The organism is Ruegeria sp. BG11, assembly GCF_056538565.1.
The window spans coordinates 83,850-106,790 of the sequence record NZ_JBQFTH010000006.1; the positions used below are offsets into that span (position 1 = coordinate 83,850).

General features: G+C 61.2%; 24 protein-coding genes. 16 read left to right on the forward strand and 8 right to left on the reverse strand.

Annotated features, from left to right (window positions below):
* The first annotated feature begins 6 nt into the window (after positions 1-6).
* The 3 genes from moaB to ACR0JF_RS11340 all read left to right on the forward strand — a co-directional run bounded on the left by moaB (position 7) and on the right by ACR0JF_RS11340 (position 5,512).
* Positions 7-549, forward strand: a complete 543-nt coding sequence (gene moaB / locus ACR0JF_RS11330) for a molybdenum cofactor biosynthesis protein B (protein WP_170661236.1) — start codon at positions 7-9, stop codon at positions 547-549.
* Between the two features lie 107 nt (positions 550-656).
* Positions 657-2,105 carry an RND family efflux transporter gene (locus ACR0JF_RS11335; protein ID WP_170678661.1) on the forward strand — a complete coding sequence of 483 codons (1,449 nt, stop codon included), beginning with the start codon at positions 657-659 and terminating at the stop codon, positions 2,103-2,105.
* Positions 2,106-2,110: 5 nt separating this feature from the next.
* On the forward strand, positions 2,111-5,512 hold the full coding sequence (locus ACR0JF_RS11340) for an efflux RND transporter permease subunit (protein WP_480669302.1): 3,402 nt from the start codon (positions 2,111-2,113) through the stop codon (positions 5,510-5,512).
* Here the strand turns inward: ACR0JF_RS11340 and ACR0JF_RS11345 are convergent.
* Both ACR0JF_RS11345 and ACR0JF_RS11350 read right to left on the reverse strand, forming a co-directional pair.
* Positions 5,509-5,928 (reverse strand): NUDIX hydrolase, encoded by a 420-nt coding sequence (locus tag ACR0JF_RS11345; RefSeq protein ID WP_170661233.1) that lies wholly within the window; start codon positions 5,926-5,928, stop codon positions 5,509-5,511. The genes ACR0JF_RS11340 and ACR0JF_RS11345 overlap by 4 nt on opposite strands.
* A 4-nt stretch (positions 5,929-5,932) precedes the next feature.
* Complete coding sequence (locus tag ACR0JF_RS11350; protein ID WP_480669304.1) at positions 5,933-6,742, reverse strand: protein-disulfide reductase DsbD domain-containing protein; 810 nt, start codon at positions 6,740-6,742, stop codon at positions 5,933-5,935.
* A 148-nt stretch (positions 6,743-6,890) separates the two neighbouring features.
* Between ACR0JF_RS11350 and ACR0JF_RS11355 the strand changes: the two genes are divergently transcribed.
* On the forward strand, positions 6,891-7,445 hold the full coding sequence (locus ACR0JF_RS11355; protein ID WP_170661231.1) for a YqgE/AlgH family protein: 555 nt from the start codon (positions 6,891-6,893) through the stop codon (positions 7,443-7,445).
* Here ACR0JF_RS11355 and ACR0JF_RS11360 read toward each other — a convergent pair whose 3' ends face one another.
* Positions 7,446-8,393, reverse strand: a complete 948-nt coding sequence (locus ACR0JF_RS11360; RefSeq protein ID WP_170661230.1) for an L-threonylcarbamoyladenylate synthase — start codon at positions 8,391-8,393, stop codon at positions 7,446-7,448.
* A gap of 129 nt (positions 8,394-8,522) precedes the next feature.
* Between ACR0JF_RS11360 and ACR0JF_RS11365 the strand changes: the two genes are divergently transcribed.
* The 7 genes from ACR0JF_RS11365 to ACR0JF_RS11395 all read left to right on the forward strand — a co-directional run bounded on the left by ACR0JF_RS11365 (position 8,523) and on the right by ACR0JF_RS11395 (position 15,021).
* Positions 8,523-10,226: an acyl-CoA dehydrogenase gene (locus ACR0JF_RS11365; RefSeq protein WP_170661229.1), complete on the forward strand. Its 1,704-nt coding sequence runs from the start codon at positions 8,523-8,525 to the stop codon at positions 10,224-10,226.
* Positions 10,226-11,272: an MBL fold metallo-hydrolase gene (locus ACR0JF_RS11370; protein WP_170661306.1), complete on the forward strand. Its 1,047-nt coding sequence runs from the start codon at positions 10,226-10,228 to the stop codon at positions 11,270-11,272. Before ACR0JF_RS11365 ends, ACR0JF_RS11370 begins: the two co-directional genes overlap by 1 nt.
* Before the next feature lie 3 nt (positions 11,273-11,275).
* Positions 11,276-11,728, forward strand: coding sequence for a DUF6173 family protein (locus ACR0JF_RS11375; RefSeq protein WP_170379083.1), 453 nt, complete (start codon positions 11,276-11,278; stop codon positions 11,726-11,728).
* 55 nt (positions 11,729-11,783) lie between these two features.
* Positions 11,784-13,622 (forward strand): glycerophosphodiester phosphodiesterase, encoded by a 1,839-nt coding sequence (locus tag ACR0JF_RS11380; protein WP_170661228.1) that lies wholly within the window; start codon positions 11,784-11,786, stop codon positions 13,620-13,622.
* A complete protein-coding gene (locus ACR0JF_RS11385) occupies positions 13,609-14,169 on the forward strand; it encodes a hypothetical protein (protein ID WP_170661227.1) in 561 nt (186 codons plus the stop codon). The genes ACR0JF_RS11380 and ACR0JF_RS11385 overlap by 14 nt, the downstream gene beginning before the upstream one ends.
* A 67-nt stretch (positions 14,170-14,236) precedes the next feature.
* Entirely contained in the window at positions 14,237-14,371 is a 135-nt protein-coding gene (locus tag ACR0JF_RS11390; RefSeq protein ID WP_170379077.1) for an aa3-type cytochrome c oxidase subunit IV, read from the forward strand.
* Between the two features lie 17 nt (positions 14,372-14,388).
* Positions 14,389-15,021, forward strand: a complete 633-nt coding sequence (locus ACR0JF_RS11395) for a hypothetical protein (RefSeq protein WP_170379075.1) — start codon at positions 14,389-14,391, stop codon at positions 15,019-15,021.
* Here the strand turns inward: ACR0JF_RS11395 and ACR0JF_RS11400 are convergent.
* Positions 15,010-15,342, reverse strand: a complete 333-nt coding sequence (locus ACR0JF_RS11400) for an AzlD domain-containing protein (protein ID WP_170469111.1) — start codon at positions 15,340-15,342, stop codon at positions 15,010-15,012. The two genes, ACR0JF_RS11395 and ACR0JF_RS11400, sit on opposite strands and share 12 nt — an antisense overlap.
* Positions 15,339-16,055 carry an AzlC family ABC transporter permease gene (locus tag ACR0JF_RS11405; protein WP_170661226.1) on the reverse strand — a complete coding sequence of 239 codons (717 nt, stop codon included), beginning with the start codon at positions 16,053-16,055 and terminating at the stop codon, positions 15,339-15,341. The genes ACR0JF_RS11400 and ACR0JF_RS11405 overlap by 4 nt, the downstream gene beginning before the upstream one ends.
* Before the next feature lie 49 nt (positions 16,056-16,104).
* Between ACR0JF_RS11405 and ACR0JF_RS11410 the strand changes: the two genes are divergently transcribed.
* From ACR0JF_RS11410 to ACR0JF_RS11430, 5 genes are read left to right on the forward strand one after another with little or no spacing between them, the layout of a single operon-like run.
* Positions 16,105-16,995, forward strand: coding sequence for a formate dehydrogenase accessory sulfurtransferase FdhD (locus tag ACR0JF_RS11410; protein ID WP_170462781.1), 891 nt, complete (start codon positions 16,105-16,107; stop codon positions 16,993-16,995).
* Positions 16,996-16,999: 4 nt separating this feature from the next.
* Positions 17,000-17,641 (forward strand): molybdenum cofactor guanylyltransferase MobA, encoded by a 642-nt coding sequence (mobA, locus tag ACR0JF_RS11415; protein ID WP_170661305.1) that lies wholly within the window; start codon positions 17,000-17,002, stop codon positions 17,639-17,641.
* Positions 17,638-18,129 (forward strand): molybdopterin-guanine dinucleotide biosynthesis protein B, encoded by a 492-nt coding sequence (mobB, locus tag ACR0JF_RS11420; protein ID WP_170661225.1) that lies wholly within the window; start codon positions 17,638-17,640, stop codon positions 18,127-18,129. The genes mobA and mobB overlap by 4 nt, the downstream gene beginning before the upstream one ends.
* Positions 18,126-20,195 carry a molybdenum cofactor synthesis domain-containing protein gene (locus ACR0JF_RS11425; protein ID WP_480669309.1) on the forward strand — a complete coding sequence of 690 codons (2,070 nt, stop codon included), beginning with the start codon at positions 18,126-18,128 and terminating at the stop codon, positions 20,193-20,195. Before mobB ends, ACR0JF_RS11425 begins: the two co-directional genes overlap by 4 nt.
* Positions 20,192-20,785, forward strand: coding sequence for a GNAT family N-acetyltransferase (locus ACR0JF_RS11430; protein ID WP_480669311.1), 594 nt, complete (start codon positions 20,192-20,194; stop codon positions 20,783-20,785). Before ACR0JF_RS11425 ends, ACR0JF_RS11430 begins: the two co-directional genes overlap by 4 nt.
* On the opposite strand, the gene ACR0JF_RS11435 is transcribed toward ACR0JF_RS11430, so the two are convergent.
* From ACR0JF_RS11435 to ACR0JF_RS11445, 3 genes are all read right to left on the reverse strand, one after another.
* Complete coding sequence (locus ACR0JF_RS11435) at positions 20,782-21,771, reverse strand: hypothetical protein (protein WP_170661224.1); 990 nt, start codon at positions 21,769-21,771, stop codon at positions 20,782-20,784. The genes ACR0JF_RS11430 and ACR0JF_RS11435 overlap by 4 nt on opposite strands.
* A gap of 15 nt (positions 21,772-21,786) precedes the next feature.
* Positions 21,787-22,257 carry a transcription elongation factor GreA gene (greA, locus tag ACR0JF_RS11440; protein WP_170379061.1) on the reverse strand — a complete coding sequence of 157 codons (471 nt, stop codon included), beginning with the start codon at positions 22,255-22,257 and terminating at the stop codon, positions 21,787-21,789.
* Positions 22,258-22,491: 234 nt separating this feature from the next.
* Entirely contained in the window at positions 22,492-22,872 is a 381-nt protein-coding gene (locus ACR0JF_RS11445; RefSeq protein WP_170480896.1) for a VOC family protein, read from the reverse strand.
* Positions 22,873-22,941: the final 69 nt, after the last annotated feature.

Here is a 22,941-nt window from a genome sequence, read left to right on the forward strand (position 1 = left end):
CGCCTGATGTCACGTATCGATGAAACGATTGAGTTCATTCCCATCCGCATCGCGGTTCTGACCGTCTCGGACACGCGCTCGGTTGATGAGGATCGCTCGGGCCAGACATTGGTGGACCGCATCGAAAAGGCGGGGCATGTGGTTGCTGATCGCAAGATCATCCGGGACGAGCGTGCCCAGATCGCCGATCAACTGCGCGCCTGGGTGGCGGATGCCGGGATCGACGTGGTGATCTCGACCGGTGGCACCGGGCTGACCGGGCGGGACGTTACGGTCGAGGCGCATCGCGACGTCTACGAGAAAGAGATCGACGCATTCGGGACGGTTTTCACCATCGTCTCGATGGAGAAGATCGGAACTTCGGCGGTTCAGTCGCGCGCTACGGGTGGCGTTGCGGGCGGCACCTACCTGTTTGCACTGCCGGGCAGCCCCGGCGCCTGCAAGGACGCTTGGGACGGTATCCTCGAGAAACAGCTCGATTATCGCCACCGCCCCTGCAATTTCGTGGAAATAATGCCCAGATTGGACGAACATCTGCGACGGAAGTAGACTGGTCGCACGTTCAACACCTTATAACCGCTTTGTGGCTTGGCATATTTCCTGCCTCCGCTACATTTTCCGCAGGGCAGCCCATTTGCAACCGGGATGAATAGAAGATGCGATTCTTAAGGCAGAGTCTGGTCGGTGTGTTTCTTGCGTCGCTGACGCTGGCCTTGCTGTTTGTTGCCGTTCAGATCGTCACTGGTGCCGTGCAAGAGGTCCTGACCCGCGAGAATGAACAACCCCAAGCGCGCGAGCGGGTCTTTGCGGTGACTGTTCGCCCGGCTGTTTTTGAGACCGTCACGCCCAATCTCGAAGCCTTCGGCGAAGTGCAAAGCCGCCGGCGTCTGGAGTTACGCGCAGCGCTGGGTGGTCGCGTAATCTCATTGGCGGATGATTTCGAAGATGGCGGCACCGTTACCACAGGTGAGGTCTTGGTTGAACTTGACCCGGCGGATGCGCAATCGGCGCTGGATCGTGCCAAGTCGGACGTTCTGGATGCCCAGTTCGAAGAACGCGACGCCGAACGGTCTTTGCTGTTGGCGCAGGATGAATTGAAATCGGCCGAGGCGCAGGCCGAGCTACGTGAGAGGGCACTGCAGCGTCAGCGCGATCTCGAATCTCGTGGCGTGGGAGCAACCGCCAGCGTCGAAGAGGCCGAATTGACCGCCGCCGCCGCTCAGCAATCCGTACTGGCACGTCGCATAGCGCTGGCGCAGGCGGAATCGCGGGTGGATCAGGCCACGACCCTGCTGGCCCGCGCGCGGATCGCGCAGGAAGCGGCCGAGCGGGATCTGGAGGACATGACCATCCGCGCCCGGTTCGGAGGCACACTGACAGATGTCACGCTGGTCGAAGGGCGCCTGGTTTCAGCAAATGAGAAGCTAGCCGAATTGGTGGATCCCAACGCGTTGGAGGTGGCCTTCCGCGTTTCAACCGCGCAATTCGTGCGTTTGTTGGACGAAGACGGAGAGTTGATCAGCGCACCAGTCACCATTTCGCTTGAGGTCACGGGAACCGACCTGACCGCTACGGGCCGGATCAGCCGCGACAGCGGCTCGGCGGGTGAGGGGCAGACCGGGCGGTTGATCTATGCGCGGCTCGAGGATGCCTCCGGGTTCAAACCCGGCGATTTCGTGACCGTGACGGTGCAGGAGCAGCCCCTTGAGCAGGTCGTGCGCCTGCCTTCCTCGGTTCTGGATGCCGCCGGAACCGTTCTGGTGCTGGGTGCGGATGATCGCCTAGAAGCCCTGCCTGTACAACTGATCCGCCGTCAGGGCGATGAGGTTCTGCTGCGCGGCGAAGGGCTGGAAGGGCGCGAGGTCGTCGTAGGCCGCACCCCTCTGCTGGGGTCCGGGGTTCGCGTGCGCCCCCTGCGCGCCGAGGCCAGTGCCGATCCCGATCTGGTGGAATTGACCGATGCGAAACGGGCCGAACTGATCACCCATGTCGAGGCCAGCGAGGATATGCCCGAGGCCGAGAAAACACGCATGCTCGGTCAGTTGGAAGAGGCGAAAGTTCCGGCCTCGCTGGTGCGCCGTATTGAAAACCGGGCCGGGGGCTAAACGCCATGATGCGCGAAATTCCCAGCGCTGCCGGAGGTATCCTGAGCTATTTCACCCGCCACAAAACTGTGGCCAACCTTCTGTTGCTGGTGATGCTGGTTCTGGGGGCGGCGGCCATTCCGAATATGCGTGCACAGTTCTTTCCGGATGTGGTTCTGGAACGAGTCGACGTGAATGTCGAATGGGAAGGGGCCGGTCCCGAAGATGTCGACAATGGCATCGTCCAACTGCTCGAACCTGAATTGCTGGCGGTCGAAGGCGTGGCAAGCACCACGGCGACCTCTCGTGAAGGCTCTGCCAGTATCCGGCTGGAGTTCGAGCCGAACTGGGACATGTCCCGCGCCGTTGAGGAGGTGCGCACCGCCGTCGACAGCGTCACCAATCTGCCCGAAGATGCCGAAGAGCCCACGATCCGACGGGGGGCCTGGCGCGATCGGGTGACAGATGTTGTCGTCACCGGCCCGGTTGATCCGGACCAACTGGCCAAGTTCACCGATGAGCTGATCAACCGCCTGTTTGCCGCTGGCGTGACCCGGACAACGATCCGCGGTCTGGCCGCCCCGCGTGTGGTGGTTGAGGTGCCCACAGCGCAGCTGATTGCCAATGATGTGGCTTTGGCCGACATCGCCTCGGCTATTTCGGCTGAGGTCAATGCCAGCCCAGCGGGGGACGTGACGGGCGCCAACGCGCGCATCCGGACCGGCGCAGAAAAGCGTACGCCGGAAGAGATCGAGACCATCGCTCTGAGGACCTTTGCGGACGGATCGAAACTGTTTGTCGGCGACGTGGCGCAGATCCGGGTGGAAGGGGTCAATCGCAACCGCAGTTACTTTGTCGGCGACAACCCGGCCATGTCGGTACGGGTGGACCGGTCCAATCTGGGGGATGCCATCGCGATCCAGCACACGGTCGAGGATGTGGTGAGCGAGATGCAGGCCAGCCTGCCCGAAGGTGTCTCGGTCGAGATGATCCGTACCCGCGCGCAGGCCATTACCGACCGTCTGGATATTCTGATCGACAACGGTCTGGTCGGCCTTGGCCTTGTCGTGTGTCTGCTGTTCCTGTTCCTGAACGCACGCATTGCTTTCTGGGTTGCGGCGGGTATTCCGGTTGCGATGTCGGCAGCGATTGCGCTGATGTATATCGGTGGTTTGTCGCTGAACATGGTGTCTCTGTTCGGTCTGATCATCACGCTTGGGATCGTGGTGGATGACGCAATCGTTGTGGGCGAACACGCCGATTTCCGAGCCCGCCGATTGGGGGAGCCGCCTATCGTGGCCGCCGAACGCGCCGCCCGCCGGATGGCCATGCCGGTTTTTGCCGCCACGATCACCACCGTGATCGCCTTTTTCGGCCTGACCCTTGTGGGTGGCCGGTTCGGAGAGTTGATCCGTGATATCCCCTTTACGGTGATCGCGGTGCTAGCGGCCTCACTCATCGAATGCTTCCTGATCCTGCCGAACCACATGTCCCACGCCATTGCACATTCGGCCAAGGAACACTGGTATGACCTGCCCAACCGGGTGGTGAACCGGGGCTTCCGTTGGGTGCGGGACACTCTGTTTCGCCCCTTTATCGGCTGGGTCATCTGGGCGCGCTATGTCGTGGTTGCACTGATGCTGGTGATCCTGGCGACGCAGGCTGCCCTGTTCATTCGCGGCGATGTGAACTGGCGGTTTTTCAACGCGCCCGAGCGTGGCTCGGTCACCGGCAATTTCATCATGGCCGAAGGGGCAACCCGCGCCGACACGATTGCCATGATGCGCGAATTGCAGCGCGCCACCGAAGAGTTGGGTCAGATCTACGAGGACCGCCACGGGCGCAATCCTCTGGAATATGTTCTGGCCGAGGTTGGCGGCAGTGCGGGGTTCGGTCTGTCCGCGGCCGAGGGCAAGGATGACGATCTGCTGGGCGGTATCTCGATCGAGCTGATCGACGCCGACCTGCGCCCCTATTCCAGCTTCGAATTTGTGGGCGAGTTACAGGATTTCGTCCCTCGCCATCCCAAGGTTGAGCTGCTGAGCTTCAGGGGTTGGCGTTCGGGTCCCGGAGGGGACGCGATTGATGTGCAGTTCTACGGCGCGGATGTAGACACGCTGAAAGCCGCCTCTGAGGACTTGCAGACCGAATTGTCAAAATACCCCGAGGTCTCGGCGCTTGAGGACAATCTGGCCTATGACAAAGAGGAATACATCCTCGACCTGACGGCACAGGGTCAGGCGCTGGGCTTCCGCATCGAAACGCTGGGCCGCGTGCTGCGCAACCGGTTGAACGGGATCGAGGCCGCGACCTTCCCCGACGGCCCCCGCAGCGCTGAAATCCGCGTGGAACTGCCCGAGGGCGAGCTGACCGCCGATTTCCTGGAACGCACCCTCATGCGCACGCCAGACGGGGTCTATGTCCCGCTGGCCGACATCGTCTCGGTCGAGCGTAAATCAGGCTTTTCGACCGTCCGGCGCGAGAACGGGTTGCGGGTAATTTCGGTGAATGGCGACATCTCCGAGGATGACCCCGCCCGTGCCGCCGAAATCGGTCGTGCCATGAATGAAGAGATCCTGCCGCGCATTGCGGGCGAGCATCAGGTCGACTGGCGCATGGCAGGTCTGAGCGAACAAGAGGACGAGTTCCTATCTGAAGCGCGCACCGGCCTGATCCTGTGCCTGACCGGTATCTATCTTGTTCTGGCCTGGGTGTTCGCCAGCTGGTCACGACCTCTGGTGGTGATGTCGATCATCCCGTTCGGATTGGTGGGCGCGATCTGGGGGCATTACATCTGGGACGTGCCGCTGAGCATGTTCACCGTTGTCGGACTTCTGGGCATGACGGGCATTATCGTCAACGACTCGATTGTGCTGGTGACCACTATTGACGGCTACCAGCAGGAGAGGGGGTTGGTGCCCTCAATAATCGAAGGTACAGCCGACCGGTTGCGCCCCGTAATGCTGACCACGCTGACGACGGTGCTGGGTCTGACGCCGCTTCTGTATGAGGGTTCGCAACAGGCACAGTTTCTCAAGCCAACGGTGATCACGCTGGTTTATGGGCTGGGTTTTGGAATGGTGCTGGTGCTGGTTCTGGTGCCCGCTCTGCTGGCGATCCTGAACGATTTCGCGCGCCCAATGACCGCGATGCGGCGGGCGATCTATGCGCGGGACCGCGTGGTGCAGGCCGCACTTGGCGCGACCGCTTTGGGTCTGATGCTCTGGTTTGCTGTGACGCTGATCTGGCCGATGGTCTCAGGTGCGCCTGCAGACCCATTGGTCGGTCTTTACGGAGGTTCGGACGCCCCCGAGATTCTGCGCATGGGTTTGGGAGCCTTTGTGGCCGGAGCGATCCCCATCGTGATTCTGAGCGTGCTGCTGTCCGGGATATTCTATGCCCGGTTCAAAAACCGGGTCGGGGCCTAACGCTCCTTCAGCGCAAGCTGCAACAGGCTGGCCACACGGTTGCTCATCGGCAGGTCGCCTTTGAGGATCCGCTCGATAGGAAACCATTGCGCGTCCAGCGCGTCATCCCCGGCCAAAGGCGAACCCGATTGGTACCGACATGCCACCCCGACCAGCAAATAGTGCGATAGAACCTGCCCGTCCTCACCTCTCCGCAACAGGTCCAAATTGTCCAGATAGTGCAGCGGTTCAGCTGTGACCGATGTTTCCTCAAGCAATTCCCGTTCTGCGGCCTGAAGTACGGTCTCACCCCACTCCACATGGCCGCCGGGAAACCCCCACAAGCCTCGATCCGGTTCCTTGCTGCGTTGCACCAGCAGAACGTTTTCCTGATGCAGGACAACGGCCAGCGCACCGATCTTGGGGGATTGCGTCATAGGGTCAGCCTGCAGAGCATCCCTGAATATCCACAGCGTGGTTGGCGCCCAGAACCGTGATCCGAATCTCGGACCGATCCAGCGCAAAAGGTGCGCCCGAGGCGCTGATCACCTCGGATCGGGCAATCAGTGTGCCACCCTGCCGCTGCGTTTCGGGTTGCGAGGCCCAAAGGACCGGGTTCCCCGGCTCGATCACCGCAACCTCTTGCCCTCCGGCCGAAGGCATGGTCACCCGCGCCTCGATCTGCATTCCGTCCGAGGTTGGGGTCAGATGGCAGCTGGCCTTTGCCACACGCGCTTCGCGGGCCGAGTAGGGGCGCTGCGCCAACGCGGCCGCGATTGCGGGGTTGCGCCCGGCATCGGAGTCAACCTTGTGGTCGAAATCCAGACGCTGCGGGATACATACGTCCTTGCAGACCCCCAAATCCATCTCACCACGCAAGCGCACAGGTTTGGCTGGGTTCTTGGGCGTAATCTCAACCGGCAGCACCAGTTGATCCTCGTAGCCGATGGATTTCAGGCCATTTTGGTCGAAAATTTCGGGTGCGGGCCAAGTGATACGCACGTCGCCCAAGTTCCCGGACCCGCTCCAATCGAATTGCGGCGGGATCCCGGCGTCGCCCGGCGCGCGCCAATAGGTCTTCCACCCCTCTTTGAGGGTCAGACGCAGCGCGCCCAGATAGGTCCCATTGGCCGTGCGCCCGCCATCAAGAACATCCAGCGAAACAACCCCATCCAAACCCTGCGCTGAGGCAGGCGCGGACAGGCCCAGACAAGCGATCAGAAAGGCAACCGAGGATTTCATGCGAGTCATCATACCCTATTACATGCGCCGTGCGGACCTGAAATCCAAGTCACGTTCGGGTCACCTGTGTGAAATCTGCTGAAATCAGCTTTGCTCCCTTGCCAATACCAGTTCCGCAGGGCCATTGTTGAGGGGTAACGAGCAAGAGAAACCTCGCATGGACCTGACCGGAAAACTGTTGATTGCGATGCCGGGGATGGGCGATCCGCGCTTCGACCACTCGGTGGTGTATATCTGCAGCTACGGCGACGATGGGGCGATGGGGTTGATCATCAACAAACCCTCTGATCTGCGGTTCAAAACCCTGCTGGGGCAGCTCAACATCCCGTGTCGGATTCCCATAATAGGCGAGCGTCTGGTGCATTTCGGAGGCCCGGTCGAGATGTCGCGGGGCTTTGTACTGCATAGCTCCGACTATGATGCCAACCTGCACTCGATGCAGATTTCGGAAGACTTCAGCATGACGGCCACGCTGGATGTGTTAGAGGATATGGCCGCGGGGCGTGGCCCGCTGAACGCGATGCTGACGCTGGGCTATTCCGGCTGGGGGCCCGGCCAGCTGGAGGATGAGATCGCGATGAATGGCTGGCTGACGACGGATGCATCGTCGGAGCTGGTGTTCGATGTGCCCGATGACGACAAATGGGAAAAGGCCCTGGCCACGCTGGGTGTTGACCCGCTGACCCTATCGGCCAGCGCGGGGCGTGCTTGACTAGGCGTCGCGTGGCGCGGCGGCGCGGCGCAGACGGTCATTGATCGCCGCCCCCAGCCCATGATCGGGGATCGGAGAGACGGCGATCGGACGCCCGGTTTCATTCAGGCTGTGTAGCGCGGCGAACAGATTGGCCGCAGCCTGGGTCAGACTGCTTGTTTCAGACAGGTTCATGTCGCAGATGACCGGACCGAACCCTAACAAAACCTCATCCCCTTGCGCAGTTTCAGCATTCAGCCGGACCGGTGCATCCGGCGCATAGTGCGATTGCAACTGCCCCGGAGCGGTCAGCGTATCCCCCGTTTTGTACAGGTGAAGGCGAGTGTTCAGGACGGTCTCGATCTTTTCCAACGCGACGCCTCCGGGGCGCAGCAAGCTGGGCTCTCCGGCCAGTCCGACAATGGTGGATTCCAACCCGACACCGCAGGGTCCGTCATCTAAAACGGCCGCGATCCGACCACCCAAGCCCGCATGCACATGTGCTGCCGTCGTGGGGCTGATCTGACCGGAGGGATTGGCCGAGGGTGCCGCGACCGGCCCGTCGACCGCCGTCAGCAAAGCGCGTGCCGTTGGATGCGCGGGAACGCGCACCGCCAGAGTATCCAACCCTGCAGTGACCAGCGACGACACTCCGTGCCCCGGCTTAAGCGGCAGAACCAAGGTCAGCGGACCGGGCCAGAACGCATTTGCCAAACGTTCGGCCTGATCCGACCATTGAACAAACCGCTGCGCCGCCTCGACCGAAGCGACATGGGCGATCAGCGGATTGAAACTGGGCCGGCCCTTGGCCTCGTAAATCCCGGCCACGGCTTCACCGTTTCGGGCATCGCCACCCAGGCCATAGACCGTCTCGGTCGGGAAGGCGACCAGCAGGCCCTGACGCAAAAGATCAGCGGCGCGGGCGATGCCGTCGGGGTCGGCTGTCAGCTCAAGAGTGGTGGGGATCATATCTGGTGACGCCGCGTTTTGGTTGCTTGCAACATGGGGAAGAGTAGGTAATCCCAATACGCAAAGATGCATACCGGCGCTGATCGCAGATTCCAAGTGCGGCCGTGCCGACAGACTGCAAGGGAAGCCATGCCATACAGCGCTCCAGTTTCTGACTATGAATTCCTGTTCCGCCATGTGGTGGGTCTGGATCAGATCACGGCCACGGAGAGATTCGCTGACGCAACCCCGGATGTGGTCAGCGCTATCCTTACCGAAGCGGGAAAGATGTGCGAAGAGGTTCTCGCCCCGCTGCAACGCCCCGGTGATCTGGAACCGGCGCGTTTGGAAAATGGCGTCGTGCGCACCTCACCCGGATACTCGGACGGTTGGAAAGCCATCGCCGAGGGCGGGTGGATCGGTATGAGCGGTAGCCCCGACTATGGCGGCATGGGTCTGCCCATGGCCGTCACGTCGGCGGTCAATGAGATGATGAGCGCGGCCTGCCTGTCGCTGCAGGTGGCCCCCTTGATGTCGCAGGGTCAGATCGAAGCGCTTGAGGCGCATGCCAGTGACGAACTCAAGGCGCTGTACCTGCCCAAGCTGATGTCGGGCGCCTATTCAGGCACGATGAACCTGACCGAGCCGCAGGCCGGATCGGATGTGGGTGCCCTGACGACGCGGGCAGAACCCAAAGGGGACGGCACCTATGCGGTCACCGGGCAGAAGATCTATATCTCCTGGGGCGACAATGATTTCTGCGAGAATATCTGCCACCTGGTTTTGGCCCGTCTACCCGACGCGGTTCCGGGCACCAAAGGGATTTCGCTGTTCCTGGTGCCGAAATACCTGCCCGACGCACAGGGCAACCCCGGCGCGGCAAATGATCTGAGCGTCGTGTCGCTGGAACACAAGTTGGGTCTCCATGGCTCTCCGACCTGTGTTATGCAGTATGACGGGGCCACGGGTTGGCTGGTTGGGAAAGAGAATGGCGGTATGGCGGCTATGTTCACCATGATGAACAACGCACGTCTGGGTGTCGGTGGCGAGGGTGTCGGCGTCGCCGAGGGCGCGTATCAGCACGCGCTGGCCTACGCGATGGAGCGGAAACAGGGCAAGACGCCCTCGGGCACGATCATCGACCACGCGGATGTGCGCCGGATGCTGACCGAAATGCGGGCGGATGTATTCGCGGCGCGGTCGATCATGCTGGCGAATGCCGCAGCGATTGATATGGCGCACGCGACCGGAGATGCCGACTGGGCTGCGCGGGCTGCTCTGCTGACCCCGATTGGCAAGGCCTTTGGCACCCAGACCGGGATGCGCGTCGCCGAGACCGGTGTTCAGGTTCATGGCGGCATGGGCTTCGTCGAAGAAACAGGGGCAGCCCAGTACTACCGCGATGTCCGCGTGACCGCGATTTATGAGGGAACCAACGGCATCCAAGCAATGGATTTGGTCGCCCGCAAGATGATGGATGGCGGAGACGCTGCTGCCAGCTTGCTCGATGAGATCGAAGATCACGCCGAACAGGCCCGCTCCAAGATGCCCGATCTTGCCGGTCCGGTGTGGGAGGCTACGGAATCCCTGCGCGAAGCGACCGAATGGATGGTGGCGCAGGACAATATGAACGCGCGCTTTGCGGGTGCGGCGGCTTATCTGCGCGCCTTTGCGCGGGTTTTGGGCGGGCACTACCACCTGGCCGCTGCGCTTGCCGATCCGGATGGCCCGCGGGCGCGACTGGCGCGTTACTACATCAATGCCTTGCTCCCAGAATATCTCGGTCTGCTGGCGCAGGCGCAGAACGGGGCGGATGACCTCTTTGCCCTCAGCGCCGAGGATCTGGGCGCGTGATGGACGGTGTGGAGCCATCGGGCATCCGATATCCGTGGCCTGAGCCGCCCGCCCCTGGTGAAGCCATCGAGATTGCCGAAGGCGTGTTGTGGATGCGCTTGCCGCTGCCGATGGCGCTGGATCATGTGAATATCTACGCGCTGGACGATGGCGACGGATGGACGGTGATTGATACCGGGATGTCCTCGAAAAAAACGCGTCGCATCTGGGCTGAGCTGATGTCGGGCCCTCTGGCCGGAAAGCCCATTCGTCGCGCTATTGTCACCCATCACCATCCCGACCACGTGGGCAATGCCGGTTGGTTTCAGGCCGAACATGGGGTCGAGCTGGTGACAAGCCGCACCGCTTGGCTGTTTTCGCGGATGCTGACGCTGGACGTGCAGGAAAACTGGCCGCAGGAGACGCTGGATTTTTACCAAAGCGCGGGTATGGACCCTGCGTTTCTGGAAAAGCGCAAGGCTGATCGTCCGTTCAACTTTGCCGATACGGTCTATCCCATGCCCCTCGGCTTCACACGGATCAAACAGGGCGACGTAATCCGTATCGGTGGGCGCGAGTGGGACGTGCATATGGGCAACGGTCACGCGCCCGAACATGTAACACTCTGGAGCCGCGATGATCATCTGGTGCTGAGTGGCGATCAGATCCTCGGCTCGATCAGCCCCAATCTGGGCGTCTATGCAACTGAACCCATGGCCGATCCGGTCTCGGACTGGATCGAGGCCTGCGAGCGGCTGCAAAAGCTGGCACGCCCGGATCATCTGGTTCTGGGTGGCCACAAATTGCCCTTTACCGGTCTGCCGCTGCGCATGCGTCAGCTGATCGAGAACCACCACGGCGCGCTAGAGCGTCTGCTGGAATATCTGGACCAACCCAAAGCCGCAGCCGAGTGCTTTGCCCCGCTGTTCAAGCGTACCATTCGTGAAGGTGAATACGGGCTGGCGCTGGTCGAAGCGGTTGCACATATGAACCATCTTCATCACAGTGGAGCTGTTACCCGGACGCGACGCGCGGACGGGGCGTGGACGTTTCAGCGCAAAGGGTGATGCATGCAGGACAAGATTGAAACCTCGGCTGAGGCCGCCGAAGCGGATGCCCTGCCGCGGTGCTATGAGGTTCATGCAGATTCCGAGGCCGAGTCCGGCACCCAGCCCCTGCCGGGGCAGTTGAAAAAACCTGTTGAAACCAAAAGCGCCGCGCAATGGGCGTATGAGCGTCTGATCCTCTATATCCAGAACTTCGAGAAAACGCTGGATGGCGATCATGAGGTCGCAATGGGCTTTACCGGAGGTGACGCGGGTGTGATGCGTATTCAGGGGATGGGCTATTTCGACCCCGATATCATCACGTTTTTCGGCTCGGATGGAACAGGCGCGCGCACGCAGCTGGTGCAGCATGTCAGCCAGCTGAACGTGATGCTGCGCGCCTTGCCCAAATCGGTCGAGGACAAGCCCGCCAACCGCATCGGGTTCCGTCTGGCTGCGGATCTCGAAGACAGCTGACTTGCAATTCATGCCTGCACACCCTTGAATGCATGCATCATTCAAGGGTGTTTACATGTCCATTTTCTCAACCGTTACAAATGCCTATTCTGGCGCCTGGGCAAGACGCAGGGTCTTTGTGCCCATCTATCTGGCGGTGCGGCTGCTGCTGATCGCGCTGGTCGCGCCCGGTGTCGCTCTGGCGGTCAATCTGGCGGTTTCACTGTCCGATCAAACTGCGCTGACGGATCAGGATATCGCGGCCTTCATCCTTTCGCCCGCCGGTTTCGTCGCGGCCATCGTAGTGCTGAGCCTGTTTCTGTTGGCCGAGGTGTTTGTCTTCGCGGTCATGGCAGCCTCTTTGAGAATGGGAGAGGCCGATCCGTGGCGCGCGGGCAGTGCGGCGATCGGCTTGGTCCTGTCGCGCCTGCCGTCGCTTTTTGGCTTTGCGGCCCGGTTTATTCTGCGGGTTCTGCTATTGGCGCTGCCATATCTCGCGGTCGCAGCGTTGATCGCATGGTGGACGCTGACCGAATATGACATCAACTACTACCTGACCTTCCACCCGCCCGCCTTTATGGTGGCTGTGGCCCTGATCGGTGCGGTGGCTTTGGCCATGGCGTGGGTGCTGATCCGCAAGCTGTCGGGCTGGGCTCTGTCACTTCATCTGGTGCTGTTTGAAAACGTCCACCCGGCGCATGTGTTCAATATCAGCACGTCCCGGATGGAGGGCAAACGCGGGCGCTTGAAACTGGTCTTGGTCGCATGGCTGGCGATGCGCATTGCAATTGCGGCGGCGATTGCATGGGTGGCCGGGCTTTTGTTTGGACTGGTGCCGTTGCAAGGCAGCAGTAACTTGAAATTGGCGCTGACCTATAGCCTCGCGATTGCAGGGCTGTGGTCTCTGGCCGGGCTGGTTCTGGCGGCCTCTGCGCTCGGCGCATTGGCGGTTCTGCTGGACAAGTTCTTTGAACCTCAGACGGATGAGCCGCCCCACCCCGAGCCGCGCCGCATGCAGGCCTCGCTGTTCACGGCGGTCGGGCTGGCGGCAGCTGCCCTTCTGCTGGGTGGCTGGTTTGGCCACAATCTGCTGGAACGCGTTCAAGCCGAGGATCATGCCGATGTTATTGGCCACCGGGGGGCTGCGCTGCTGCGGCCCGAAAACACCATGGCCTCCGTTCTTAAAGCGATCGAAGATGGCGCGGATTGGGTTGAGATCGACGTACAGGAAACAGCCGATGGCGTTGTCATCGTGGCCCATGACAGTGACTTCATGAAACTGGCCGGGGTCCCGACAAAAATCTGGGACGCCACGATGGAGGATGTTGAAACCATCGACATCGGCAGCTGGTTTGGCCCTGAATATGCCGACCAACGCACCCCAACCCTGCGTGAGGTGCTGGAGGCGACAAAAGGCAAATCCAAGGTCATTATCGAGCTGAAATATTACGGCCACGATGTCGATCTGGAAAACCGGGTCGCCGCGTTGGTCGAAGAGCTCGAAATGCAGGACGACATCGCCACCATGTCGCTCAAATATCCGGCCGTGCAAAAGATGAAAGCGCTGCGCCCGGATTGGCGCGCGGGTGTGTTGGCGGCGACGGCGGTGGGCAATCTGGCGGGACTGGAAGGCGATTTTGTTGCGGTGAACGCGGCAACCGTGTCCCCGGGACTGATCCGCTCGGTCCACGCGGCGGGGAAGGAGATCTATGTCTGGACGGTGAACGACCCGCTGCAGATGTCGGCAATGGCCTCGTTGGGGGTGGACGGGCTGATTACGGACCGTCCCGCCATGGCGCGCGAAGTTCTACGCGTCCGCGCCGAGATGGGCCCGGCGGAACGCGTGCTGCTTTGGCTGGCCACAACTTTCGGCATGACCGTCGATACCGAGGCGATGCGCGATGACAGCCCGTAAACTGGCGCTGGGTCTGTTTCTGCTGGCCAGCCCGGCCACGTCTCAAGACCTGATGCGCGCGGTCGAGATGCCCTCGCACCGTGCCATGATCGCACAACGCGGCGATGCCGAGCTGATCCCGTTCGAAACTGACGGATGCTCGGGCGGGTTGTCGGCCAGCTGGCGCTGGGTGGCCGATACGTTCCCTCAGATCGGCGAGCTGTATCAGGAACATCCGCCTTGGGAGTACTGCTGCGTTACCCATGACCGTGCCTATCACAACGCCGGTGGTGCGCAGACGGCCAGAGAAAGTTATGACGCGCGCCTTGCTGCCGATCAGGCTTTGCAGGTCTGTGTCGAAACCCATGGCGAGACCCACGCGCAGGCCTATGCGGAACGCTATGACATGACGCCCGAGCAGATCCGCTCGGTCCATTCGCTGACCTCGGACACCCTCTACGGCGCGGTCCGATTCGGCGGCGGCCCCTGCAGCGGACTGCCGTGGCGCTGGGGATTTGGCTATCCAGGGTGTTTTGTGTTGGGTGACAGGGCCCCTGCGCTGGAATGACGTGGTGACAGGCCCGAAATTTTCGATTATCCAGCGGTTAAACACGCGAACTGGGAATCTGAGACTCATGGCTGAACACAAGCACGGCGAAATGGACATCACCGTTCAAACCAAAACCTTTGAGGGCTTCATCAAGGCTACCGTCTGGTGCTGCGTCGCCATCGCGATACTGGCGTTCCTGCTGGCGCTTTACGCGTCCTAAATCTTTCGGGGTCGACCGTGTTCAGGATTTTGATCGCCTGCCTTTTGGCGGCAACAGTGGCTGGCTGCGCGAATTCTAAACGCCCTCAGGCAGATCAGGCTGAGATCGTATCGCGGTCCTACCGTGATCCTGGGCCGTCGACCCTGACGCTCTATACGATGATCAACACGCGCTCCGGTTCGGGGGCGCATACCTCGTTGATGATTGGTGCTAGCGAGAGGGTGATTTTTGACCCAGCAGGCTCGTTCAGGGCGGATATCGTTCCGGTGCGGGATGATGTTCTATACGGCATCACCCCAGCGGTTGAGCGCGCCTATCGCAGCTCTCACGCGCGCGAGACGCATTTTGCCCGCATCCAGACCATTCAGGTGACGCCGCAACAGGCTGAGATCGCGCTGCAATTGGCCAAGCAGACCGGGCCTGTCGCAGGGTCTTTTTGCGCCAATTCAACCGCGCGGCTGTTGCAGCAGGTACCCGGATTCGAGCAGATCGAAGTGACTTTCTTTCCGATCAAGCTTTCGGAACAGTTCGCCGAAATTCCCGGTGTCATCACTGAAGAATATCGCGAGAATGACGATGCCGATCTGCAAAAAGGTCTGGCAGCCAATAACGCCGCTCTGAACCAGCTGGACGCGGCTTCAAGCCAGTAGATAAAGCAGACCGTAAAGTGTGGCCGCGCCTGAAAAGATCGCGGCCAGCACGTTTTTGGTGAACACTCCAACAGACAGCGTCACTGCCGCAGCCGCCATTCGGGCCGCATCGGGTTGGCCCTCGGTCGCGGCGGGCCATACGACCAGCGGCGCGATCAGCGCAGGCAGGATCGCCACGGCGGTGTAGCGCAGGTGGCGCAGCAGCCAGGGTGGCATCGGGCGGTCTCCGACAAAGCCGATGAACACAAAGCGCAGGGCAAAGCTGCCGATGGCCAGGCCGATAATGACGGTCCACATGGTGGTGGGGTCGATCTGCGTCATACGTGCGCCTTTCTACGATCCAAGATCACCTCAGCCTGAGCACCTGCGATCATGCCTGCGGTTCCGGCGATCAGCAGGCCCAGATTGAACGGCACGCTCACGGCCAGCAACGACATGACCAGCGCCACAAGGGCTGCAACGACATGGGGCAGGGTTCGCATCATCGGCCCCAGCATGGCCAGAAAGGTAATTGGCAGGGCGAAATCCAAAGCCCAGCTTTCGGGAATCCGCGTGCCCAGAACAGCGCCCAGATAGGTCGCCAAAATCCAACAGGGTGTGATCGGCGTGACCGAACCGACGAAGTAAGCCATGCGCTGCGGCACGGTCATCTTTGGCTCTTTCTCGAACTGCACGATCGAGCAGGCATAGGATTGGTCAACCGTCAGATAGGCGGCGCAGGCCCTCTGCCACATGGGGGCAGCCCCCAGAAACGGCGTCAGTGAGGCTGAATACATCGCCACTCTCAAATTCACCGCAAGAGCCGAGGCCAAGACAATGGCTGTCGGCGCGTTCTCCTGCAGCAATTGCAGGGCGGTGAATTGCGCTGCTCCGGCGAAAACCGTGGCCGAGAAGGCGACGACTTGCACGATATCCAGCCCGGCCTCGGCGGCGAAAACCCCGAACAGGGTGCCAAATGGAATCGCGACAAAAATGAAGGGTGTCCCGTCGCGAAACCCTTTCCAGAAGTATGACTTGGATGTGGCGTCTGCCATGGCTAAATCCTATGGTATTCGCAGCAGCAGTAGCGGTCTTGGGAAGGGGTTGCAATTGGTGACAGAACTGGATGTCTCGGACTATATCATCGCCCCCGATCCCGGCGCGGCCCGTTTGACGCGTGCGGTTGAAGGCGTGGACCAGAATGGCGAAGTCAGCCAGATTTCGGTGGTCGAGGAACGCCCGCTGACGATCTTCCTCAATTCCCAGGAAATCGTGACCGCGATGACCATTGGCGACTATCCCGAGTATCTGGCGCTGGGCTTCCTGCGCAATCAGGGGATGTTGCTGGCTGATGATGAAATCACTCGGGTCGACTATGATGATGACCTCGAAACCGTGGTTGTGCGGACGGCCCGCGAAACCTCCTATGAGGACAAGCTGAAGAAAAAGACCCGCACCAGCGGCTGTGCCGTGGGCACGGTCTTTGGGGACATGATGGAGGGGTTGGAGGACGTGCGCTTGCCACAGGTGTCGGTCCGGACCTCGTGGCTCTACGATCTGGCTGCCAAGATCAATCGTACGCCTTCCTTGTACCTTGAGGCCGGTGCGATCCATGGCACGGTTCTCTGCCGTGAAAACCGGCCGCTTGTGTATATGGAAGATGTGGGTCGCCACAACGCCGTCGACAAAATCGCCGGCTGGATGCTGTCCGAGAATGAGACTGCGGAGGACAAGATCCTCTACACGACAGGGCGCTTGACCTCGGAAATGGTGATCAAAACGGCGATGATGGGCATTCCGGTTCTGGCCTCCCGGTCCGGTTTCACCGCCTGGGGCGTCGAGATCGCCCGCGAGGTCGGCCTGACGCTGATCGGTCGCATGCGCGGGCAGCGCTTTGTTTGCCTGTCCGGCGAGGATCGCCTGCTACGCGACGTGGACCCGGCGAGCGTGGCCGTCGAGGACAAGAAACATCGCAGGAAAAGTGCCAATGGCTGATGGTATGACCAAACCCCTAGGAGTGATCCTCGCAGGTGGCCTTGCGACCCGGATGGGCGGCGGCGACAAAGGGCTTTTGCAGATCGGGGGGGAGAGCCTGTTGTCGCACGTCATCGACCGGCTCAGCCCGCAGGTGGATGGCCTTGCGTTGAACGCCAACGGAGACGCAGCGCGGTTTGCGGAATGGGATATGCCCGTTCTGCCGGACTCGATTGAAGGGTTTGCAGGCCCTTTGGCTGGGGTTTTGGCCGGGCTGGATTGGGCAGCAGAGCAGGGGGCTGACAGTATCGTCACCGCCGCTGCAGACACGCCGTTCTTCCCGCGTGATTTGGTTGCGCGGCTGACCGAGGCTGCTCAAGGTCAAACGCACTCGCTCGTCCTTGCCACGACGCCCCGCACCGGAGACGAGGCCTTGAAGTCAGGCGGCAAGAAGGTCAATCGGCACCCGACATTCGGCCTCTGGCCTGTGGCGCTGCGTGATGATCTGCGTGCGGCTTTGAACGATGGGCTGCGCAAGGTTGTGCTGTGGACCGACAAGAATGACGGGCGCGAGGCGCTGTTTCCTGCAGACCCGTTCGATCCGTTCTTCAATGTCAACACACCGGACGACCTTGCACGCGCTGAAAAACTGTTGGAGCAGGCATGAGAATTTACGGCGTCACCGGCTGGAAGAACGCAGGCAAAACCGGGCTGATGGAGCGGCTGGTGGCCGAGATCACCGGACGCGGCTTCACCGTCTCGACCGTCAAACACGCGCATCATTCCTTTGACGTGGACAAGCCGGGTCGCGACAGCCATCGCCACAGAATGGCAGGCGCCAACGAAGTTCTATTGGCCTCGGGTCAACGCGTTGCCCTCATGCAGGAATTGCGCGGCGCGGAGGAGCCTACGCTGGCTTCTCTGCTGGCCCGCCTCTCTCCCGTCGATCTTGTGTTGATCGAGGGCTATAAACGCGAACGCCACCCCAAGGTCGAGGCCTTCCGCGCCGAGCCGGGCAATAACCTGATCGCCCCGTCAGATGGCACGATCCGCGCTGTGGCCAGTGATACTTCGCTGGAGTTGGACCGACCCGTGTTCGATCTGAACGACACGGCCGCTATCGCGGATTTCATCCTATCCGAGGTTGGTTTGTGAGCCCTTTCGACAGCTTTGCGATGGTCGATTGGTCCGGTGGCAACGACACTGGACCGCGTCCTCGCAAAGATGCCATCTGGGCCTGTGTGGTGCGAGACGGCGCAGTACAGGCGCTGGACTATCTACGCAATCGGGTGGTCGCCGAGGAGTGGCTGTACAGTCTGATCGACACTGAACTGTCTGCAGGTCGCCGCCTGATGCTGGGGTTTGATTTCCCTTTCGGTTATCCCGCAGGCTTTGCCAAAGCGATCACCGGGACAAATGATCCGCTTGCGTTGTGGGACTGGTTCCAAGATCGGATCAAGGATTTCCCGACCGCCAACAACCGTTTTGACCTCGCCGGTCAGATCAATATGGGCTTTGGCGGCAAAGGCCCGTTCTGGATGAATGGCCTGCGGCGCGACATCGCTGGCCTGCCGCGTACGAAACAGGACTATCACAACCTGTTTCCGGATCGACGAGCGGTTGAGCATTTGGCAAAGGGCAGCTTTACCTGCTGGCAAATGGCCGGGGCAGGGGCCGTCGGTGGGCAAGTTATGATGGGCCTGCCCGTATTAAACCGGCTACGTCACGCTTTCGCCAGCAAGATCGCCGTTTGGCCCTTTCAGCCACTGGATAAACCGGTGGCGTTTGTCGAGATCTGGCCCTCGCTCAACCTTGGTGCAGCGCCGCCGGATCGGATCAAGGATGCGTGGCAGGTCGAACAGGTTGCCTTGACTCTGTCGCGGATGACGGATCAGGAATTGGACGGACAGTTGAACGTTTCAGCCTTAGAGGAGGGGTGGATCTTGGGTGTAGCGCAGGACAAACCGAACATTTCGTCTCCGCCATTGCGAAACGATTGTTTTGCCTTGCCTGCGGGGGTGAACTGGACGCCCGTAGATGATGCGCTCGCGTTGCTGCGGGATCGGTTGCGCCCCGTCACAGGGGCCGAGGAGGTGCCGCTTGCGCAGTCGATGGGCCGCGTTCTGGCCGAGGACGTGGTGGCGCAGCGCTCGAACCCGCCGCAGCCCAACACGGCTGTGGATGGCTATGGGTTCGCAGGCCCAATCGCCGAGGGCGCGCAGGTGATGCCGCTGACTGAGGGGCGCGCAGCGGCGGGTATTCCGTTCGATGGCACGGTTCCCTCAGGCCGCGCGTTGCGCGTCCTGACCGGCGCGGCTCTGCCAGAAGGCGTGGACACGGTCATTCTGGAAGAGGACGTGACGGTTCAGGATGGCCACATTGCCTTCCACGGCCCGTTGAAGCAGGGAGCAAACACGCGTCGCGCGGGGGAAGATATAGCGGCGGGTGAGGTCGCCCTGACAGCCGGTCGCAAGTTGACACCGGCCGATATGGCGCTTTTGTCGGCGGTCGGTATTTCCGAGGTGCTCGTGCGCAAACCTCTGCGCGTGGCCGTTCTGTCCACCGGGGATGAACTTGTCGAGCCGGGCGAGACAGCAGGTGTCGGGGAGATATTTGACGCGAACAGGCCCATGCTGCTGTCTTTGATCGACCGCATGGGATTTGTGCCGGTCGATTTGGGACGTGTCGCCGACGACCGCGAAACCCTGCGAGCGAAGTTGGATGAGGCCTCAACGCAAGCCGATGTGATCCTGACCAGCGGCGGCGCTTCGGCGGGGGATGAGGACCATGTCTCGGCCCTGTTGCGCGAGGCGGGGGCGATGCAGGAGTGGCGGATTGCCCTCAAACCCGGTCGCCCTCTGGCGTTGGGCATTTGGTCGGGCACGCCGGTTTTTGGCCTGCCCGGCAACCCAGTGGCCGCCAAGGTCTGTACCTTGATCTTCGCCCGACCGGCCCTTTGCCAGATGTCGGGGCAGGGATGGGCAGAGCCACAGGGATTCGAAGTGCCCGCCGCTTTTGAGAAACGCAAGAAACCCGGTCGCCGCGAATATCTGCGCGCGCGTATTCGCGAGGGGCGGGTCGAGGTTTTTCACTCGGAAGGCTCCGGCCGGATCAGCGGGCTAAGCTGGGCCGAGGGGCTGGTCGAGATCGAAGACGGCGCGCGCCACATTCAACCGGGCGATCTGGTGCGCTTTATCCCTTACGGCAGTTTTGGGCTGTGACGGTCACGGTTTCCAAAGGCTTCAGAGAGGCTGAAAGACCCCAAGCCGCTGCCCTGTTCTGGCATGCCTTTGCGGCCAAGCTGCACAAGGTGATGGGGCCGGATGAAAAAGGTTTGGCCTTCTTTGAAACGGCCCTCGATCCGGAATTTGCACTGGTTGCGCGTGACGCTGATGGCCGGGTGCTGGGCCTTGCGGGGTTCAAGACCAACAATGGCGGCTTGGCGGGTGGCAGCCTGTCGGACCTTGCACGCGTCTATGGCTGGTTCGGGGCGATCTGGCGCGGTGTGGTTCTGAGCGTGTTGGAGCGCGATCTGCAGCCCGGTGTGTTCCAGATGGACGGCATCTTTGTCGCGGCTGAGGCCCGCGGGCAGGGCATTGGAACAACACTGCTCTCTGCCATCAAGGCTGAGGCGCAGCGCCGTGGTATGGCCGAGGTGCAACTGGATGTGATCGACACCAACCCACGCGCGCAGGCCCTGTATGAACGCGAAGGGTTCAAACCTGTGGGTGTTGAGAAAACCGGCCCGTTTCGGCACCTGTTCGGCTTCAGCCGCGCCACCAAGATGAGCTGGCCTGTACCTACCACCTAGTCGAAGGTGCCAGCCACACGCCCCAACAGCATGAAGGCCCGCGCGGTTCTTGTATCACCAAGGGCGGTCAGTTCCGCGTCACTGGCATTGGCCTCGAATTCGACGATCATGTTGTCAAAGCGGCGCAGGAAATGGTGTGCGGCATCCCGGAAGATCGGATCCTGTTTCATCCGCGCCGCCGTCAGCGCCAGCGACGAACGATCCCGAATCCCGCCCAAAGCCGCGACCGAGCGTCCACGTGCGCCCTGCGCAAACTGACGCCAGACCTCGGGCCGCGCCATATCGGGGCGGAGGTCATCCATATAGATGCCCTCTTGGCTGAGCAGGGTCAGAACATCCTGCGAGGCCTGTACCAGTTTGGAGGCTTTTCGATCCTTCAACGCCATCCGAAGCGCAGTGAACCCTTCGGTATCTTTCTCGGTCTCGGGGAAGTTCAGCGCGCGGATGAAGGTATCGGTGGTCAGAGGCGGCGTGATCTCTTCGGCGGTGGTGCCCAGCGCCAGCGAGGTCTGCCCGCCCGGCGCAGGCGGGGCGACCTGCAAGGGTTCGCGCCGCTTGCTGGAGAAGGTGGCGAGCGCGTCTTCGGCCTTTTTGGTCACAGCGGCGATTTCGTCCAGCTTTTTGGACACCGTCGGCTCATACGAGCTGGCGGCGCGCTGTTGCTGAACGACATAGGCCTGACGGATCGCATCAATCGCAGTTTGCAACCGTGCGCTTTCCTCGCGCATGACCCGGCTGGCGCGCATCGCCGTCGCCGCGACCCAGATCATCGCCACCGGCAGGAAAACCGCCAACAGGGTCACAATGAACCCGCCGCCCTGTGTTTGGTCGGGCAGTACAAGGAACAGGACCGAGACCACCAGCCAGATGACACTCAGCACCCCGGCCGCAATCTCGATCGAGGTCACAGACGGGCGCTGAGGACGATCATAGATGCCCAGCGAGGTTGGCCGTTCGCTTTCCTGGTCAGGTTGTGGCCCCGACATGACAGACCCTCCGGGTCAGGCGAATTCGATGTTGAGAACTTCGTAGGAACGGACACCGCCGGGCGTGCGAACTTCGACACTGTCGCCTTCGTCCTTGCCAATCAAGGCGCGGGCCATGGGCGATTTGATGTTCAGAAGGCCTTTTTCGATATTGGCCTCGTATTCACCCACGATCTGCCAGGTCTTTTCCTCATCGGTGTCTTCATCGACCAGCGTGACCTTGGCGCCGAACTTGATCGCACCCGACAGTTTGGCCGGATCAATTACATCGGCCAGCGACAGGATGCCCTCAAGCTCTTTGATGCGGCCTTCGATGAAGCCCTGCTTTTCACGGGCCGAGTGGTATTCGGCGTTTTCCTTCAAATCACCCAGTTCGCGGGCCGAAGCGATAGCTTCGATGATCGCCGGGCGCTCGACGGATTTGAGGTTTTTCAGCTCCGCCTCGAGCGCGGCATTGCCCGCAGGCGTCATTGGAATCTTTTCCATAATCTTGTTGTCCACGCATAAATTGAGCCGCCCCGCCGCGGGGAAAGCGTCGGGGCGAATGATGGGTCGTTCAGTACCTGACCCAAATGGAGCGTGAAATGCAAGAGGCCAAGAGGGCGTCACACGTCGATTTGCGACTTAACGCCGTTCCGCTGAGGCGGTTCGCGCCTGTGGCGGTGGTCCGGGGGCTTGTTCCTGCGCCACCGCTGTGACGGGGTGCAGAGCCACAACATCTCAATCATATTGCACCACCTCGAACTCGATCCCGTTGTCATCGTCGAAATAGAACCGCTTGCCCGGCTCATAATCGGCGTGGTTATGCGGTGTAAAACCTGCCGCGCGCACCTTGGCCTCGGTCGCGTCGATATCCTCGACCAGAACGCCCACGTGGTTCAGGCCGCCGACCACGTCATAGCTGCTTTCGTTTGATGGCTCGGGGTGTTCGGGGCGGTAGAGGGCAAGATAGGTGTGTTTGGTGCCGACATGCACCGTATAGCCGCCCGCCATCGCGGCTCCTTCCCAGCGGATATCCCATCCAAACACTTTGTGCATCCACGCGGCCGAGGCTTTGGGATCGTTGACGGTGAAGTTGGTGTGTTCAAGCGTGGCCATCATGGCAGGTCCTTTCCTTTTTCAGGCTTGTCACGACTCAGCGTAATTTCTAAACCTAACTTTAGGTCAAGG